This window comes from Hydrocarboniphaga sp. FW305-C-57, from assembly GCF_058783045.1.
The window spans coordinates 41,277-56,452 of sequence record NZ_JBYSYG010000008.1; the positions used below are offsets into that span (position 1 = coordinate 41,277).

14 protein-coding genes are annotated in these 15,176 nt (G+C 66.4%); 2 read left to right on the plus strand and 12 right to left on the minus strand.

All coding sequences use genetic code 11. The annotated features are described in order from the left end of the window. The first annotated feature begins 61 nt into the window (after positions 1-61). The gene (rnt, locus tag AC3WUM_RS16495; RefSeq protein WP_492411466.1) at positions 62-736 is read left to right on the plus strand and encodes a ribonuclease T; all 675 of its coding nucleotides are present in this window, start codon (positions 62-64) and stop codon (positions 734-736) included. On the opposite strand, the gene AC3WUM_RS16500 is transcribed toward rnt, so the two are convergent. The 12 genes from AC3WUM_RS16500 to AC3WUM_RS16555 all read right to left on the minus strand — a co-directional run bounded on the left by AC3WUM_RS16500 (position 673) and on the right by AC3WUM_RS16555 (position 14,236). Continuing rightward, positions 673-2,358, minus strand: a complete 1,686-nt coding sequence (locus tag AC3WUM_RS16500) for an EAL domain-containing protein (RefSeq protein WP_492411467.1) — start codon at positions 2,356-2,358, stop codon at positions 673-675. The genes rnt and AC3WUM_RS16500 overlap by 64 nt on opposite strands. A gap of 131 nt (positions 2,359-2,489) precedes the next feature. After that, positions 2,490-3,740: a methyl-accepting chemotaxis protein gene (locus tag AC3WUM_RS16505; RefSeq protein WP_492411469.1), complete on the minus strand. Its 1,251-nt coding sequence runs from the start codon at positions 3,738-3,740 to the stop codon at positions 2,490-2,492. A 136-nt stretch (positions 3,741-3,876) separates the two neighbouring features. After that, positions 3,877-4,932: a protein-glutamate methylesterase/protein-glutamine glutaminase gene (locus AC3WUM_RS16510; RefSeq protein ID WP_492411470.1), complete on the minus strand. Its 1,056-nt coding sequence runs from the start codon at positions 4,930-4,932 to the stop codon at positions 3,877-3,879. 9 nt (positions 4,933-4,941) lie between these two features. Continuing rightward, positions 4,942-5,556 carry a chemoreceptor glutamine deamidase CheD gene (gene cheD / locus AC3WUM_RS16515; RefSeq protein WP_492411717.1) on the minus strand — a complete coding sequence of 205 codons (615 nt, stop codon included), beginning with the start codon at positions 5,554-5,556 and terminating at the stop codon, positions 4,942-4,944. 8 nt (positions 5,557-5,564) lie between these two features. Then, complete coding sequence (locus tag AC3WUM_RS16520; RefSeq protein ID WP_492411471.1) at positions 5,565-6,401, minus strand: CheR family methyltransferase; 837 nt, start codon at positions 6,399-6,401, stop codon at positions 5,565-5,567. 226 nt (positions 6,402-6,627) lie between these two features. Beyond that, complete coding sequence (locus AC3WUM_RS16525) at positions 6,628-10,149, minus strand: methyl-accepting chemotaxis protein (protein WP_492411473.1); 3,522 nt, start codon at positions 10,147-10,149, stop codon at positions 6,628-6,630. Positions 10,150-10,192: 43 nt separating this feature from the next. Continuing rightward, positions 10,193-10,699, minus strand: coding sequence for a chemotaxis protein CheW (locus AC3WUM_RS16530; protein ID WP_492411474.1), 507 nt, complete (start codon positions 10,697-10,699; stop codon positions 10,193-10,195). Further along, a complete protein-coding gene (locus AC3WUM_RS16535; RefSeq protein WP_492411475.1) occupies positions 10,696-10,896 on the minus strand; it encodes a hypothetical protein in 201 nt (66 codons plus the stop codon). Before AC3WUM_RS16535 ends, AC3WUM_RS16530 begins: the two co-directional genes overlap by 4 nt. A gap of 30 nt (positions 10,897-10,926) precedes the next feature. Continuing rightward, the gene (locus AC3WUM_RS16540; protein ID WP_492411477.1) at positions 10,927-12,948 is read right to left on the minus strand and encodes a chemotaxis protein CheA; all 2,022 of its coding nucleotides are present in this window, start codon (positions 12,946-12,948) and stop codon (positions 10,927-10,929) included. Positions 12,949-12,958: 10 nt separating this feature from the next. Beyond that, positions 12,959-13,333, minus strand: a complete 375-nt coding sequence (locus AC3WUM_RS16545) for a response regulator (RefSeq protein WP_322266291.1) — start codon at positions 13,331-13,333, stop codon at positions 12,959-12,961. Beyond that, positions 13,330-13,644, minus strand: coding sequence for an STAS domain-containing protein (locus AC3WUM_RS16550; RefSeq protein ID WP_492411479.1), 315 nt, complete (start codon positions 13,642-13,644; stop codon positions 13,330-13,332). The genes AC3WUM_RS16545 and AC3WUM_RS16550 overlap by 4 nt, the downstream gene beginning before the upstream one ends. A 100-nt stretch (positions 13,645-13,744) precedes the next feature. Next, positions 13,745-14,236, minus strand: a complete 492-nt coding sequence (locus tag AC3WUM_RS16555) for a chemotaxis protein CheW (RefSeq protein WP_492411481.1) — start codon at positions 14,234-14,236, stop codon at positions 13,745-13,747. Positions 14,237-14,504: 268 nt separating this feature from the next. Between AC3WUM_RS16555 and AC3WUM_RS16560 the strand changes: the two genes are divergently transcribed. Next, entirely contained in the window at positions 14,505-15,143 is a 639-nt protein-coding gene (locus AC3WUM_RS16560; protein WP_492411482.1) for an OmpA family protein, read from the plus strand. Positions 15,144-15,176: the final 33 nt, after the last annotated feature.

The window sequence follows — 15,176 nt, forward strand, 5'->3', positions numbered from 1 at the left end:
CCGCGAGTCGTCCCCATGTCGGTAGCGCTATCATCCGGCCCGACCTCTTCGCTTGCTGCCCATGCCCCAGTCTCCCGCCCTGCCCCGCGTCGGCCATCGGTTCCGCGGCTTCTTGCCCGTGGTCGTCGATGTCGAGACCGGGGGCTTCAACTCCCACACCGATGCCCTGCTCGAAATCGCGGCGGTGATCCTGGGCGTGGACGAGAGCGGCAGGCTGGTGCCGAAGCAGACCGTGTTCAGCCACGTGGAGCCGTTTCCGGGCGCGAACATGGAAAAGGCCTCGATGGAGGTCAACGGCATCAAGATCGACAATCCGCTGCGGCTGGCCCGCAACGAATCCGATGCGCTCGGCCACATCTTCAAGCCGATCCGCCAGGCGGTTTCCGAACAGGGCTGCACGCGGGCCGTGCTGGTCGGGCACAACGCCCATTTCGACCTCGGTTTCCTGAACGCCGCGATCGCGCGCACCGGCATCAAGCGCAGCCCGTTCCACCCGTTCTCGGCCTTCGACACCGTGACCCTCGGCGGCGTCGCGCTGGGCCAGACCGTGCTCGCCAAGGCGCTCGTGAGCGCCGGCCTGCCCTACGACAACCGCGAAGCGCATTCGGCCATCTACGACGCCGAGCGCACCGCCGAGCTGTTCTGCCTGCTCGTCAACCGCATGCGGCCGATCTATGACGAGCTGGTCGGCAAGGCCGATCCGGCTCTGCCGCCGGAAACGACGGACGACGTCTGATCGGACCGTCCGGCTCGAGGGCTGGCCACCCGCTTCAGGGTATCGAGCGCCAGGACGTGAGCGACGGGACTGCTCGACGGTGCCGCCGCTGCGCTCAGCGAACAGCCGCGCAGATCGCAGATCGACGTCAGGTAAAGCAGGATGGACCAGTCACCGCTGTTCTCGTCCCGGATCGTGCGGGCGTTGACCCGGAACCAGCTGTTGCAATGTCCGGTCTGGATCAGCAGATCCTTGATGACCGCTCCGCAGGCCAGTACGCGTTCCAGCAGCGAGCTGCCGTCGATCACCTGCGTCGCCACCTCGACCAGGAATTGGGTCTGCGATCCGAACTGATGCGCGGCCGCGATGTTGCGCCAGTAGATGCGCGCGTCGAGCGTCATGGCGACGGCTGGAATGTTCGCCGCTTCCGCGAACTGGCTGTGGTCGACCGACTTCGGAACGGAAAGGAAGCCCTCGAATCCCTTGATCAGCAGCAACTCGTCGCCGCAGGGCGAGACGATCAGTGAGAACACGCAGTACACCGGGGTCGGAACGCCCTTGGGGAACACCGTCCACTGCTCGGCGAACTGACTGCCGTCCTTGAGCCGGTCGCGGAAGTTTCCGATCCGCTCGCGCGCCGTGGTGCTGAGGTCCGCGCTGAAGTTGCGATTCAGCAGTTCCTGCAGATCATCGGCCCGCCAGAACGCCACCGCGGGCCCGTTGGCCCATTCCATCTGCATCTTTTCGACGTTGAAACACCAGACCGGCATCTTCATCGCGCCGACCGTCGTCATCAGCGACTCGTCCAGCAGCGGCAGCGCACTGGTTGGCGACGTCGGCAGCTGCGTCCACGACGACCTGCACAGCCGCTGGTCCACGGTGTTGGAGATGAACCATTCGACGACTTCAGCCTCGGGAATCGGGCGCGACAGAAAGTACCCTTGCCCGATCTCGCAGCCGAATTCCAGCAGCCGGTGGATCGTGTCGGCTCTTTCGATGCCCTCGATCACGCAATGCCAGTTCAAGTTCTTCGCGAACGTCACGATCGAGGCGACGCCGGCGAGCGCGACACGATCATCGTGAATCTTCGACGTCAGGTTGTAGTCGATCTTGACCTCGCCGAAGAGATCCAGATCGGGCTTGTTGAGCGAGGAATATCCGGTCCAGAAATCATCCAGGCTCAGCGCGATCCCGAGTTTGGCGAGCTCCTGCAGGGACTCGCTGCAGAGATTGTCGTCAGCGATCGAAGACGACTCGGTGATCTCGAAGGTGACGCCGCCCAGCGTCTCGCCAGTGTCGTGCGCGATCTGCCTGACGTCGCGCGCGAACGTCCAGTCGAGCAGGGTCTTGTTGGATACGTTGATCGAGAAGCGGCCGGTGTAGCCGACGGCCCGGAGCTGCTTGCGTACCGACAGCATGCGCGTCAGCACTTCGAAGGTCAGCGGAGTCAGCAGTCCACTGATCTCCAGTTGCGGCAGGAACGCGGCGGGCGAGACGACGCCGCACTCGGGATGGTGCCAGCGCACCAGGCACTCCATCCCCACGATTTCGCCGGTCTTGAGATTGACCTGGGGCTCCAGCGCCAGACGGATTTGATGGTGGCGCAGGCCATGGACGACTTCGGAAACCGAATAGTTCTTCATGCTGTGTCTCCGACGGCTGTCGCACGACAACCGCGAGGCCATCCGCTGCGAACGCCGGTGAGTCCCTGTCACCGATCAAGCGTCGCCATGGTGTGTGTAACCGCGAAACGCGCGAGTCCCGAACGCGCGGCTCAGAACAGCTCCACCGCCCCCGAATCCATCGACACCTGCGCCACCGGCTTGTGCTGCGGCTGGCGCCAGTCGGCGACCGCGAGATTGCCGTTGATGCCGGTGGCGATCGCCGCGTTGGCCGCGGCTGGCGCGATCACCGGCGCCGGTTGGGCAGAGGCCTTCGGCACATGCACCGCGTCGGCTCCGCGCACGAGCGGCAGGCTGCCGGCTTCGTCGTGGATCGATGAAAGCCGCGTCAGGTGCGCATCCGCGGCCGCGAGCGCCTGCGTGGCGATATCTTCGAACTGCAGCGAGCGCACGGCTTCGGAAACCGCCTTGCCGATGCGCTCCGAGCTGGTCGAAACCTCGCGCACGCCGTCGCCGAGCGACTGGTTGATGTCTTTGATCCGCTCGAGCAGGCGGTTGACCTCGCTGCGCGCCTGCTGGCTACGGTCCTGGTGCCTGGACGCCATGCCGCCGACCGATTCGCGCACCTTGGCGACCGCTTCCTTGGAACTCGCGACGCGCTTGCGAATCTGCTCGTTGAAGTTGTTCGAGCGCTCCGACAGATTGCGCACCTCTTCGGCGACGACCGCGAAGCCGCGGCCCGCCTCGCCGGCGCGCGCGGCTTCGATCGCCGCGTTGAGCGCGAGCAGATTGGTCTGATCGGCGATCGAGCGCACGTCGCCGAGCAGTTCGAAAATCGCGTCGAGGTGCTGAACCATGGTGTCGATCTGCTGCACGCTGGCCAGGCTCTGCTGGCCGGCTTCGGCGAGCGTGTCGACGAGATCGCCGGTCAAGCGGCCCGCGAGTTCGGCGAAGTGGCGAACGCCGACGTTCTGCGCGCCATCGGCATCGGCCTGGTCGAGAATGCGCGCGACCACCGCGTTCTGCTGGCGCGCGTGCTGGTTCATCGCCTCGAAGCTCGTCGTCAGCTGGCGAATCGCGGACTGCACGAGGGCGCGTACGCGCGTGATCTCATGCGCCAGCCCGCCGACTTCACCGGCCAGTCCTTCGCGAATCTCCGCGAGCCGCCGATCATGGTCCTGCTGCTGCCGGCTCAGCGCGCTGTGCTGTTGCGCGCGTTCGCTCTGCTCGCGATTCCGGCGCCAGAAGAAGTAGCCCCAGCCGGCCGCAGCGGCCGCCACGCAAAGCCCGTCCGCGAACGGCGGCAGGCTCGTCATCGCCGCGACGGCGAGCGCCAGCGAGCCCGCGAGGGCCGGCATGTGCAGCTGGGCCATGACGGAGGGGATGGAGTCGATCTTGGTCATTCGTACGGTCCTCGAGACCGGGGGATCTGCGGCTACGGCTGGGTGGTTTATCGGCCGCGCGCTGCGGAGCTTGAATGGATGAATTGCAGCTCGGCTTGTTCCCCCCTCCCACACGCGGGAGAGGGCAATACTCATCTCAAGCCGCCGCGCGCTCGCCGCTGCACAGCGCCAGCAGGCGATCGGCGATCAGCGCGATGTCGAGCGCCTGCTCGGCCGCGCCGAGCTTGAACGCGACACCCGGCATGCCCCAGACCACCGAACTCGCCTCGTCCTGCACGATGCAGCGCGCTCCGGCCTCCCGCATCGCGAGCAGCCCGCGCGCTCCGTCCTCGCCCATGCCGGTCAGGATCGCGCCCACCGCGTTCGCGCCGGCCTGCTGGGCCACCGACTTGAACAGCAGGTCCACGCTCGGGCGATGGCGGTTCTCGGGCGCACCCTGGTCGAGCCTGCAGACGTAGCGCGCGCCATCGCGCGCGAGCCGCAGATGCCAGTCTCCCGGCGCGATGTAGACATGACCCGGCACGATCTGCTCGCCGTCGCGGGCTTCGCAGACGCTCATCGCCGAGCTGCGGTTCATGCGCTGCGCGAACGGCCCCGAGAACGCGGCCGGGATGTGCTGGGTGATGACGATCGCGGGCGCATCGGCCGGCATGCATTCGAGCACCTGCTTGATCGCCTCGGTGCCGCCGGTCGAAGCGCCGATCGCGATGATCTTCTCGGTGGTGCGCAGCAGCTTGCGGCGCAGCGGTGGACGCGCGAGGGCCGGTGCGCCGATGCTGCTACGCACGCGCGCCCTGGCGGCGGATTTGATCTTGGCGACGAGCTCGTCGGCGTATTCGCGCAAGCCGGCCTCGAGATCGATCCTGGGCTTGGTGACGAAATCAACTGCGCCGAGTTCGAGCGCCTGCAGCGTGGTCTCGGCTCCGCGCTCGGTCAGCGAGGACACCATCACCACCGGCATCGGCCGCAGGCGCATGAGGTTCTCGAGAAACGTGAGCCCGTCCATGCGCGGCATCTCGACGTCGAGCGTGAGCACGTCCGGATTGAGCGCCTTGATCTTGTCGCGCGCGACGAACGGATCGGGCGCCGCGCCGACCACTTCGATCTGCGGATCGCGCGCCAGGAATTCGCTCAGCAGCTTGCGCATGAGCGCGGAATCGTCGACCACGAGAACCTTGATCCGGTCGCTCATGCTTTCTCCTCAAAACAGTTCGACCGAGCCTTGCGTGGGCTCGGCCTTCAGTCGCGAGCGGTACAGGCGTTCGCTGGCCAGCACCTCGCTGTCATTGGCCGTCGGCAGGCGCTTGACCATCGCGCGTCCCGACAGCGGGAAGTAGTGCACGCGGCGCGGGCAGGTTTCGAACAGGTCCTGCGCGACGAGCCGGATGCCTTCGGCCTGCAGGTAGCGCAACACGAATTCGCCGTTGCGATCGCCGACATTGCTGATCGTCATGCCCGGCAGCACCGAACCGCCGCCGAAGACCTTGGCTTCGAGTCGGCTGCGCGCGGCCCCACGCTTGAGCAGTTCGTTGATGAGCATTTCCATCGCGTAGCCGCCGTAGCGCGCCGATTCGGTGGCCCAGTTGCCGACGTCGGACTCGCTCTGCGGCAGCATGAAGTGGTTCATGCCGCCGACGCGGGCGAGCGGATCGCGGATGCAGGCCGAGACGCAGGAGCCGAGCACGGTCACGAGCATCACGTCTTCGGCGGTGACCAGATACTCGCCCGGCAGCACCTTGAGCGCCTGCGCGTCGAAGCGGTTGTCGTAGTAGCGCGTGGGCGTCGCCGGCGCTTGCTCGCTGCGGGCGCGGGGCATGGAACTCATCAGCGTGCACCCGCTTTTCTGTAGACCGTGCGGCCGACCGACTGAATCAGATCGCCAGCATGGAAGAAGCTCTCCGAATGCCCGGCGAAGAACAAGCCATCGTCGCAGAGCAGCGGAATCATGCGTCGAAGCACCATCAGCTGCGTGGGCTTGTCGAAATAGATCATCACGTTGCGGCAGAAGATCGCATCGAAGGGCCCGCGCATCGGATAGCGCGCATCGAGCAGGTTCAATGGCCGGAACGTGAGCAGCTGACGCAAGGGTTCGACGACGCGACACTGTCCCGCAGCCGTGCCCGCCCCTTTGAGGAAAAAGCGCTTGCGCTGCTCGTCGCTGAGCTTTTCGATGCGCTCGATCGGATACACGCCGCGCTCGGCCGTCGCGAGCACCTGCGTATCGATGTCGGTGGCCAGGATCGCCACCGGCGGCGTCATCGAACCATAGGCTTCGCAGGCCGTGATCGCGAGCGAGTAAGGCTCTTCTCCGGTGCTCGCCGCCGCGCACCAGATGCGCGCCTTGTGCCCGCGCGGACGGCGCTCCAGCAAACGCCGCAGGGCCGTGAAGTGATGGGCCTCGCGAAAGAACGAGGTCAGGTTGGTGGTCAGCGCATTGGTGAACGCCTGCCATTCCTCTTCGTCGTCGCTGCCTTCGAGCCGGTCGAGATAACCGCGAAACGAATCGAGCCCGAGCGAACGCAGGCGGCGCACGACACGGCTGTAAACCATCTCTTCCTTGCCGTCGGCGAGCGCGATGCCGGCGCGGCCGTGGATGAGCTTGCGGATGCGCTCGAAATCACGTCCGGTGAAATCGAATTCGCGGTCGAGCGTGAGGGTCATGGCGGTGGTCCTGATTGAGTGGCGCACATCGAAAGCCTGTCCTCTCTCCCGCTTGCGGGAGAGAGTCCCTCGCGTGAGCGAGGGGAGAGAGGGTTCCTTCGAAAGTGAACGCACTTTCCGGGCTTCCCCTCTCCTGGTCCTTCGGACCACCCTCTCCCGCAAGCGGGAGAGGGGACAAACAACAGCTGCTGCGCGCATGTAAAAGCGGGAAGCAAGACCTATCGACTCAAAACTCCGTCCACTGCTCGGCCCCGTTCGCCGCGGGTGCCTGCGCCTTGCCATTGGCCTTGCCGCTGGACTTGCCATTGGCCGAGTGCGCGGCGTTCGAACGTGCCGGCGCAGGCTTGGCCACCGCCGGCTTGCCCGCAGGCGGACGCACGGCCGGCTTCGGCGCGGCGGCGCTCGCCACCACCCGCGGCTGCGGCTTGGCGGCCGCGGCGCCCCCTTCTTCGAGCCGGAACTGGCTGACCGATTCCGCGAGCCCGGCGGCCTGTTCTTCGAGCGAGCGCGCCGCCGCCGAGGCTTCTTCGACGAGCGCCGCGTTCTGCTGTGTCACTTCGTCCATCTGCGTGATGGTCTGGTTGACCTGCTCGATGCCCTGACTCTGCTCCTGCGAAGCCGCGCTGATTTCGGACATGATGTCGGTCACGCGCTTCACGCTCGTCACGATCTCGTCCATCGTGCGGCCGGCCTGCTCGACGAGCTTGGATCCGTTGCCGACCTTCTCGACCGAATCGCCGATGAGGCCCTTGATTTCCTTGGCCGCCGCCGCGCTGCGCTGCGCGAGGCTGCGCACTTCGGCGGCGACCACCGCGAAGCCACGTCCCTGCTCTCCCGCCCGCGCCGCCTCCACCGCCGCGTTGAGCGCGAGGATGTTGGTCTGGAACGCGATGCCGTCGATCACGCTGATGATGTCGACGATCTTCTTGCTCGATTCGTTGATCGCGCTCATCGTCGTCACCACTTCGCTGACGACCTGGCCGCCGCGGCGGGCGACGTCGGCGGCTCCCATCGCGAGCTGGTTCGCCTGCTTGGCGTTCTCGGCGTTCTGCTTGACCGTGCTGGTCAGCTCCTCCATCGACGAAGCGGTTTCCTCGAGCGACGCGGCCTGCTGCTCGGTACGCGCCGACAGGTCGTTGTTGCCGTTGGCGATCTCGCGGGCGGCGACGTTGATGGTGTCGGTGGCGGTCTTGATCTGCGACACCGCCAGCGCCAGTTGCTCGACGCTGCGGTTGCTGTCGTCCTTGATGACTTTGAACGCACCCTGGAAGTCGGCGTCGATGGTCTGCGTCAGGTCGCCCTCGGCGAGCGCGCCAAGCACACGGCCGACCTCGCCGATCACGCCGCTCATGTTGTCGACGAGCGTATTGATGCCGTCGCAGAGGTCACGAATCGCGCCGCTCTTGCCGTCGAGCGGCACGCGGCGAGCGAGGTCGCCGTCGCGTGCCGCCGCCACCACGTCGCCGGTCTGGTCGACCGCCAGCTGCAGCGCCCGCGCGGCCAGCACCTGCGCGGTGACGTCGGTGGCGTACTTCACGACCTTGCGCGGCTTGCCATGGGCATCGAGGATCGGGTTGTAGCTGGCCTGCAGGTAGATCTCGCGGCCCTCCCGGCCCAGCCGGCGGTATTGCGCGGTGTCGTACTCGCCACGGCGCAGGCGTTCCCAGAACTGGCGGTATTCGGCGCTCTCTCGATAGGCCGGCTCGACGAACAGGCTGTGATGGCGGCCCTTGATGTCGGCGAGCGTGTAGCCGGTCGCCGACAGGAAGTTCTCGTTGGCGTCGCGAATCGTGCCGTCCATCTCGAACTCGATGATCGCCTGCACCTTGCTGATCGCCGCCATGCGGCCCTCGTTCTCGGCGTCGATCTCGCGCTGCGCGAGTTCGGCGGTGATGTCCTTCCACTCGACCACGAAGCCCAGGCGCTCGCCGGCCTCGCTGCGGATCGGATTGACGATCAGCGAGAACGAGCGTCCGCCGAGGTTGAGCCGCGTGTTGAAACTGCTGTCGAGCCGCGCGAGCATTTCGCGCTGACGCGAAGGCGTCTTGTGGAAACGGTCGATGTTGGTGCCGACCACGCTCGCGGCGCTGAATGCCGGCACGTCCTTGCGGATGTCGGCCTCGGCCTCGGCGAGCATCTTCTTGATCGACTCGTTGACGTAGACCACGTCGAGATTGGCGTCGGCCACCATCACGTTGGTCGCCACCACGTCGAGGCCCTGCTTGATGCGCGCCATCTCGGCGGCCAGCTGCCGTTCGCGCTGCGCGGCGGCGAGCTCGGCGGTCTGGTCTTTCCATTCGACCACGTAGCCCAGGCGCTGGCCATCGGCGCCGTCGATCGGGCTCACCAGCAGCGAGAAGTGGCGGCCGCCCAGCACGAGCTTGGCGCTGTGGGTGTCGCGCAGCCTGGCGAGCATGCCGCGCTGATGCGCCGGATTCTTGTGGAAGACGTCGATGTTGGTACCCACCACGGTGGCGGACACGAACGTCGGCACGTCCTTGCGGATGTCGGCCTCGGCCTCGGCGAGCATCTTCTTGATCGACTCGTTGACGTAGACCACGTCGAGACCGGCGTCGGCCACCATCACATTGGTCGCCACCACGTCGAGGCCCTGCTTGATGCGCGTCATCTCGGCCGCCTGGACGCGCTCGCGCCGCGTCGCCGCCTCGATGCCGTCGAGCATCGTGTTCACACCTTCGCAGAGCGAACGGATCATGCCGTTCTTGTCTTCGAGCGGAATGCGCTGCGTCAGGTCGCCCGTGCCGGCCGCCGTGACCACTCCCTGCGTCTGCTGCACGGCGGCGGTCAGCGCCTGATTCGCCTGCCATTGCGCGGTGATGTCGCTGGCGTACTTGACGACCCTCACCGGCTTTCCTGACGAATCGAGAATGGCGTTGTACGAAGCCTGCAGCCAGAGCTCGCGCCCTCCCTTGGCGACACGACGATACTGACCGGCGTCGTATTCACCGCGGCCGAGCTTTTCCCAGAAGGTCTTGTATTCGGCACTCGAGCGCTCGACCGGATCGACGAACATGCGGTGATGCTGTCCGACGATCTCGTCCAGACTGTAGCCGGTCGCGGCCAGAAAGTTGTCGTTGGCTTCGAGGATGTGCCCGTCGAGCGTGAAGTGGATGACCGCCTGCGAACGGCCGATGGCCTGCACCTGTCCGGCGTAGTCCGCCATCTGCCGGGCCTGGTCGGTGACGTCGGTCGCGTAGAGCGCGATATGCAGCAGCTCGCCCGATGCGACGACCGGATTGAAATTGGCCTGCATGCAGATCTCGCGACCGCCGGCGACCTGCAACAAATAGCGCCCGGCCACCGATTCTCCGCGTGCGAGCTGGTCCCAGAAACCGCGCGCCTCGCTGCGCTGCCAGTTCGCGTCCATGAAGCTGGTGATGTTGCGGCCGAGCAGATCGCCCCGCGCATGCCCCATCAGCTGCGCGAAGTTGTCGTTCAGATCGACGATCTCACCGATCATGCTGAGCTCGGCGTAAGCCCGTAGCCTGCGGATGGCGACGATATGCGCACGCAGCTCGGCGACTTCGCGCTCGAGTTCCGCCGTGCGTCCAGCACCCGCGTTGCGCGCCGACTTGGCGCTCGCGCTGCTGACCGGCTTGGATCGCGACACCACCAGCGCCGCCGGGCGCATCGGCGCCTTCTGCTTCGGCTTGCTGGTGGACTTGGTGGCGGCTTTCGGCTTGGCTTTGGAAGAGGCTTTGGCCGCTGCGGAGGGTTTCTTCTTCATGTTGGGATTCCTTGGTTCTGGATTCGCTGCACCGGGCGACGGATCAATGCACGGTGGCCGCGTCGACGAGCGCCATCTCGGGGCTGCTCATGAGCTTCTCGATGTCGACGAGGATCAGCATGCGTTGGTCGAGCGTGCCGATGCCGGTGACGAAACGGCTGCCGACCTGGCCCGCGAGTTCGGGCGCCGGGCAGATCCGCTCGGCCGAGAGCTGCAGCACGTCGGAGACACCGTCGACCACCATGCCAACCACGCGCTGCGCCACGTTGAGAATGATCATCACCGTGAACACGTTGTAGTCGGCCTGGTCGAGCTTGAACTTGAGGCGCATGTCGACCACCGGCACGATGGTGCCGCGCAGGTTGATGACGCCCTTGATGAAAGCCGGGGTATCGGGAATGCGCGTCACCGTGTCGTAGCCGCGGATCTCCTGCACCTTGAGGATGTCGACGCCGTATTCCTCGCTGCCGAGCGTGAAGGTGAGGAACTCGCGCGGCTCCTCCACCGCCGGGGAGCGCTCGCCCTGCCGGGCCGGATTCGGAAGGCTCATCGGGCGCTCTCCTGCAGGGTCCGGCCGTCGGCGCCGCCGCGCAGCGAACAGCGGGCCCGCTCCATGTCCAGGCTCGATCCGAGCGGCAGCAGCATCTCGCTGCTGAGCAGGCGGCCGATGAAATCGAAAGCGTCGAACAGCCGGCTCAACACCGTCTGCACCAGCGGCAGCAGCCGCGCACCCACTGTTGGCAACATGGTTAGGTCTCCTGCGGAATCGAAGCGATTTCAGGCCGCCGCCGCGCGGCCCGCGCCGCGGACGAGCTCGACGACATCGAGAATCAGCGCGACGCGACCGTCGCCGAGAATGGTCGCGCCCGAGAACGCCGGCAGGCGTCGGTAATTGGCTTCCAGGCTCTTGATCACCACTTGCTGCTGGCCGAGCAGTTCGTCGAGCTGCAAGGCCACCTTCCGGCCTTCCGCCTCGACGATCACGAGGATCGATTCGTGCGCGGCCCGCGCTGCGCCGCGCAGGCCGAACTCGGTGTGCAGGTCGATCAGCGGCAGATATTCCGATCGCACCGCGACGAGCGTCGCTTCATTGCCGACGCGCTTGATCTGCGAAGCCGTCGGCTGCAGGCATTCGACGACCGTCGATAGCGGCACGATGTAGGTGTCTTCGCCGACCGCGATGCTCATGCCGTCGACGATCGCGAGCGTCAGCGGCAAACGGATGCGCACGGTCGCGCCCTGGCCTTCGGTCGAAGACAGCTCGACCTGACCGCCGAGACTCAGGATGTTGCGCTTGACCACGTCCATGCCGACGCCACGGCCCGAGACGTCGGTGACTTCTGAAGCCGTCGAGAATCCGGGCGCGAAGATCAGGTTCCAGACATCCGCGTCGCTCGCATTGTCGGCGACCGTGATGCCGTTGCTGCGCGCCTTGTCGAGAATGCGCGTGCGCGACAGCCCGCGCCCGTCGTCGGCGATCTCGATGACGATCTGCCCGGCCTGGTGCGCGGCGCGCAAGGTCACCGTGCCCTGCGCGGGCTTGCCTGCGCGCACGCGATCGTCAGTCGATTCGATGCCGTGATCGATGGCGTTGCGCACCAGATGCGTGAGCGGATCGCCGATGCGCTCGATCACGCTCTTGTCGAGCTCGGTGCCCTCGCCGACCGTCTGCAGGCGCACCTGCTTGCCGAGCCGCGTCGCGAGGTCGTGCACCATGCGCGGAAAGCGGCTGAACACCGCATCGATCGGCAGCATGCGCGTCGACATCACCGATTCCTGCAGGCGGCGCGTCGTGTGCTCGAGCTGCTGCACGGCCGACAGCAGGCGCTCGTGTCCGAGCGGATCGAGCCCTTGCGCGTACTGCGACAGGCTCGCCTGCGTGATCACGAGTTCGCCGACGAGGTTGATGAGCCCGTCGATCTTGTTCGTCGATACGCGGATCGAGCTTTCGAGCGCGGCGGCCGGATTGCGCTGCGGCTGCGGACGCGCCGGAGCCGCAGCGCCGATCGGCACGACCTTGTCTTCGCCGTTCGCGGCCGCGGGCGGCGCGGCTTCGGGCGCGGCCACGACCGGCTCGGCGACGGCGATCGCCGCGGACAGCGGCTCGAGATGCAACTCGCATTCGTCCTCGACCCAGGCGAACAGCTCGCGCACTTCGCTCTCGCTCGCAAGCGTTTCGAGACGCAGGTTCCAGCGCAGATAGCAGGACTCGGCGTCGAGCGCACCGAAGCCCGGAATGCCGTCGGCGAATTCGAGCTCCGAATGCAGGCTTCCGAGTTCGGCGAGCTCGCGCAGGATGCGCAGCGGATCGTTGCCGCTGCGGAACAGATCGGCCATCGGCACGAAGCGGATCGCCCAGCCAGTGCTGGCCTTCGCGGGCTCGGCGGCCGGCGTGTCGGCCGCAACCGAAGGGGCTCCGAGCGCAGCCTGCAAGGCCGATTGCAGCGAGGCGCCGAGCGCCTCGTCGTGCGCGCCGCCGTCGCGGGCGACGACGAGCAGGCCGCGCACGTGATCGGCTGCGCGCAGCATCAGTTCGACGAGCGCCGCATCCACGCCGCGCTGCCCCGAGCGCAAGCTGTCGAGCAGCGTTTCGAGGTGATGCGTGAAGCCGGCGACCGCTGCGAATCCGAAGGTCGCCGCACCACCCTTGATCGAATGCGCGGCGCGGAAAATGTCGTTGACGACCTCGCCATTGTCGGCCTGCACATCGAGCTGCAACAGCGCCTGCTCCATCGCATCGGCGCGCTCGAAGCTTTCTTCGAAGAAGGCTTGGTGGAAACGGGCGAGATCGATGGCCATGGGGATCGCCTCAGGCGAGAACCCGCTTGATCGTCGCGATCAGCTGATCGGGGTTGAAGGGCTTGACGATCCAGCCCGTCGCACCCGCGGCCTTGCCTTCGGCCTTTTTCTCGGGCGTCGATTCGGTGGTCAGCATCAGCATCGGCGTGAACTTGTAGTCCGCCATGCCGCGCAGGGCGCGCACGAGCGACAGGCCGTCCATGTTGGGCATGTTGACGTCGGCGAGCACCAGGCCGAACTTCTGCGTCTGCGCCATCGACAGGGCCACCGCGCCGTCCTCGGCTTCGGTCACGTCGAAGCCGGCCGAGCTCAAGGTGAAGGCGACCATCTGTCGCATGGAATTGGAATCGTCGACGGCGAGAATGCGATTCGAGGCGTCGCTCATGGATGGGCCTTGGCGAGTTGGAGCAGAGTGGTGGCGCCCAGCAAAGCCGCGGCCTTGCGCAGGCTTTCCGAGGGCCGCAGGAATTCGACGCTGTGTCCCGCACTGCGGCGGTCGCGGCAGAACAGGCAGAACAGTTGCAGCGCCGCGGTGTGGATGCGCTGCAGCTCCGACGCATCGAACTGCACGAGATCGGCATCGTCGACCCGTTGCTTGAGCGTTTCGTGCAGCGCGGCGGCCTGTTCGATGCCGAGATTCGCATCGAGCTTGATGACGGTGCTTTCGATACCGGTGTCGAGCTGGGATTGGCTCATGAGGATTCTCCGATCAGCGAACGAGGGCCTGCGGCAAGGGCAAGCGCCGTGCCCGGCCGCATTCGGCGGAAACTCGTCGCCGATGGCGCGGTGCTGAGTTTCAGTGCACGCATGCGGGCACCACGGCATCGATCAGCGGATCGAGCGCGAGCAGGCTCAGCATGTGGCGCTCGCCGGCCGCGCGGCTCACGAATCCGCAGACCGCATCATCGGTGCCTGGCATGGCAACCGCCGGCGGCTTCTTGATCAGCGACGAGGGCAGCGAATAGAGCTCGCCGATCGCGTCGACGCGCAGGGCCAGCATCTCGCCGGCCGATTCGACGACGATCAGACAGTGCGCCGGGTCGCGTGCGCGGTCGGCCGGCCGCTCGATCTGCAAGCGGCCATGCAGGTCGATCACGGTGACGATGCGTCCGCGCAGCGCGGCGACGCCGAGCACGAAGCGCGGAGCCCCCGGCACCGCTTCGTAGCGCGCGGACGGATTCACTTCGCGCACGCAGTGGATCGGCAGCGCGAACGACTGCTCGCCGATCGAGAATCCGACCCAGCGACTGATGTCGCCATCGTCGTGACGCCTCGTCTGCAGCTGCATGGATCCCTCCCCGGCGCCGTTTCGCGCATGCGGTCTCAAGCGCTTAACGGTCCGCTTGCGGAAAACTTGAGCACCGCGCGGAGCTTTTGGATTCAGCCGAACTTAATCTGCCGAAACCTACGGTCGGGTCTGCTGTTGGTACAGGCGTTTACCGACATCGATCGCCTCGCACAGAGCCCGGCGACCGATGGCGCGTCAGGAAGCCGCCTTGCGCGGCCTTCGGGTGAACGCAACAAGGAAGTCACACATAAGCGAAGGAGATCGCACGATGAAGATGCACGCACGGGCCGGCAGCGTGGCCCTCGGACTGGCCGCACTGAGCCTTGCCGGTTGCCACAACTACGTCAAACGCGACGAGTTCAACTCCACCGTCGCCGAGCTGCGCGGCAACATCGAAACCGCTCGCGCCGAGAACCGCGAACAGATCGCCGCGCTGGGCCGCGATCTCGAAGGCAAGCTCAAGAACCAGGAAGTCGCCATCAACGATCTGCAGGACAAGCTGATCCTGAACATGACGGCGCACTTCGATTTCGACAAGGCCGACTTGCGCGCCAAGGACGAAAAGGCGCTCGACGACGTGGCCAGCGTAGTGAACAAGCGCCCCGACATGAAGGTGACGGTCGAAGGCTATGCCGATCCCGCCGGCTCGGCCGCGTACAACAAGCAGCTCGGCCAGCGCCGCGCCGAGGCCGTGCGCGATCATCTGGTCGCCAGCGGCCTGCCGGCCGACAAGGTCACCGCCGTGAGCTACGGCGACGACAAGGACAAGCAGCTCGCGCCGGGCGCCTGGGGCGAACGCGGCCAGGCCAATCGTCGCGTCGCGCTCGTGATCGAGAATGGCAGCAACCAGCTGGTGGGTTCCGCGGAGCCGCATCAGAACGGACAGGTCAGCGCGACCGGTCGCTGATACCTAATCGTGATGCGGCAAGCCCCTCTCCCG

Bases quoted from the DNA above. Each gene is read 5' to 3' on its own strand.
- rnt (WP_492411466.1), top strand. From the start codon at position 62: ATGCCCCAGTCTCCCGCCCTGCCCCGCGTCGGCCATCGGTTCCGCGGC.
- AC3WUM_RS16500 (WP_492411467.1), bottom strand. From the start codon at position 2,358: ATGAAGAACTATTCGGTTTCCGAAGTCGTCCATGGCCTGCGCCACCAT.
- AC3WUM_RS16505 (WP_492411469.1), bottom strand. From the start codon at position 3,740: ATGACCAAGATCGACTCCATCCCCTCCGTCATGGCCCAGCTGCACATG.
- AC3WUM_RS16510 (WP_492411470.1), bottom strand. From the start codon at position 4,932: ATGAGCGACCGGATCAAGGTTCTCGTGGTCGACGATTCCGCGCTCATG.
- cheD (WP_492411717.1), bottom strand. From the start codon at position 5,556: ATGCCCCGCGCCCGCAGCGAGCAAGCGCCGGCGACGCCCACGCGCTAC.
- AC3WUM_RS16520 (WP_492411471.1), bottom strand. From the start codon at position 6,401: ATGACCCTCACGCTCGACCGCGAATTCGATTTCACCGGACGTGATTTC.
- AC3WUM_RS16525 (WP_492411473.1), bottom strand. From the start codon at position 10,149: ATGAAGAAGAAACCCTCCGCAGCGGCCAAAGCCTCTTCCAAAGCCAAG.
- AC3WUM_RS16530 (WP_492411474.1), bottom strand. From the start codon at position 10,699: ATGAGCCTTCCGAATCCGGCCCGGCAGGGCGAGCGCTCCCCGGCGGTG.
- AC3WUM_RS16535 (WP_492411475.1), bottom strand. From the start codon at position 10,896: ATGTTGCCAACAGTGGGTGCGCGGCTGCTGCCGCTGGTGCAGACGGTG.
- AC3WUM_RS16540 (WP_492411477.1), bottom strand. From the start codon at position 12,948: ATGGCCATCGATCTCGCCCGTTTCCACCAAGCCTTCTTCGAAGAAAGC.
- AC3WUM_RS16545 (WP_322266291.1), bottom strand. From the start codon at position 13,333: ATGAGCGACGCCTCGAATCGCATTCTCGCCGTCGACGATTCCAATTCC.
- AC3WUM_RS16550 (WP_492411479.1), bottom strand. From the start codon at position 13,644: ATGAGCCAATCCCAGCTCGACACCGGTATCGAAAGCACCGTCATCAAG.
- AC3WUM_RS16555 (WP_492411481.1), bottom strand. From the start codon at position 14,236: ATGCAGCTGCAGACGAGGCGTCACGACGATGGCGACATCAGTCGCTGG.
- AC3WUM_RS16560 (WP_492411482.1), top strand. From the start codon at position 14,505: ATGAAGATGCACGCACGGGCCGGCAGCGTGGCCCTCGGACTGGCCGCA.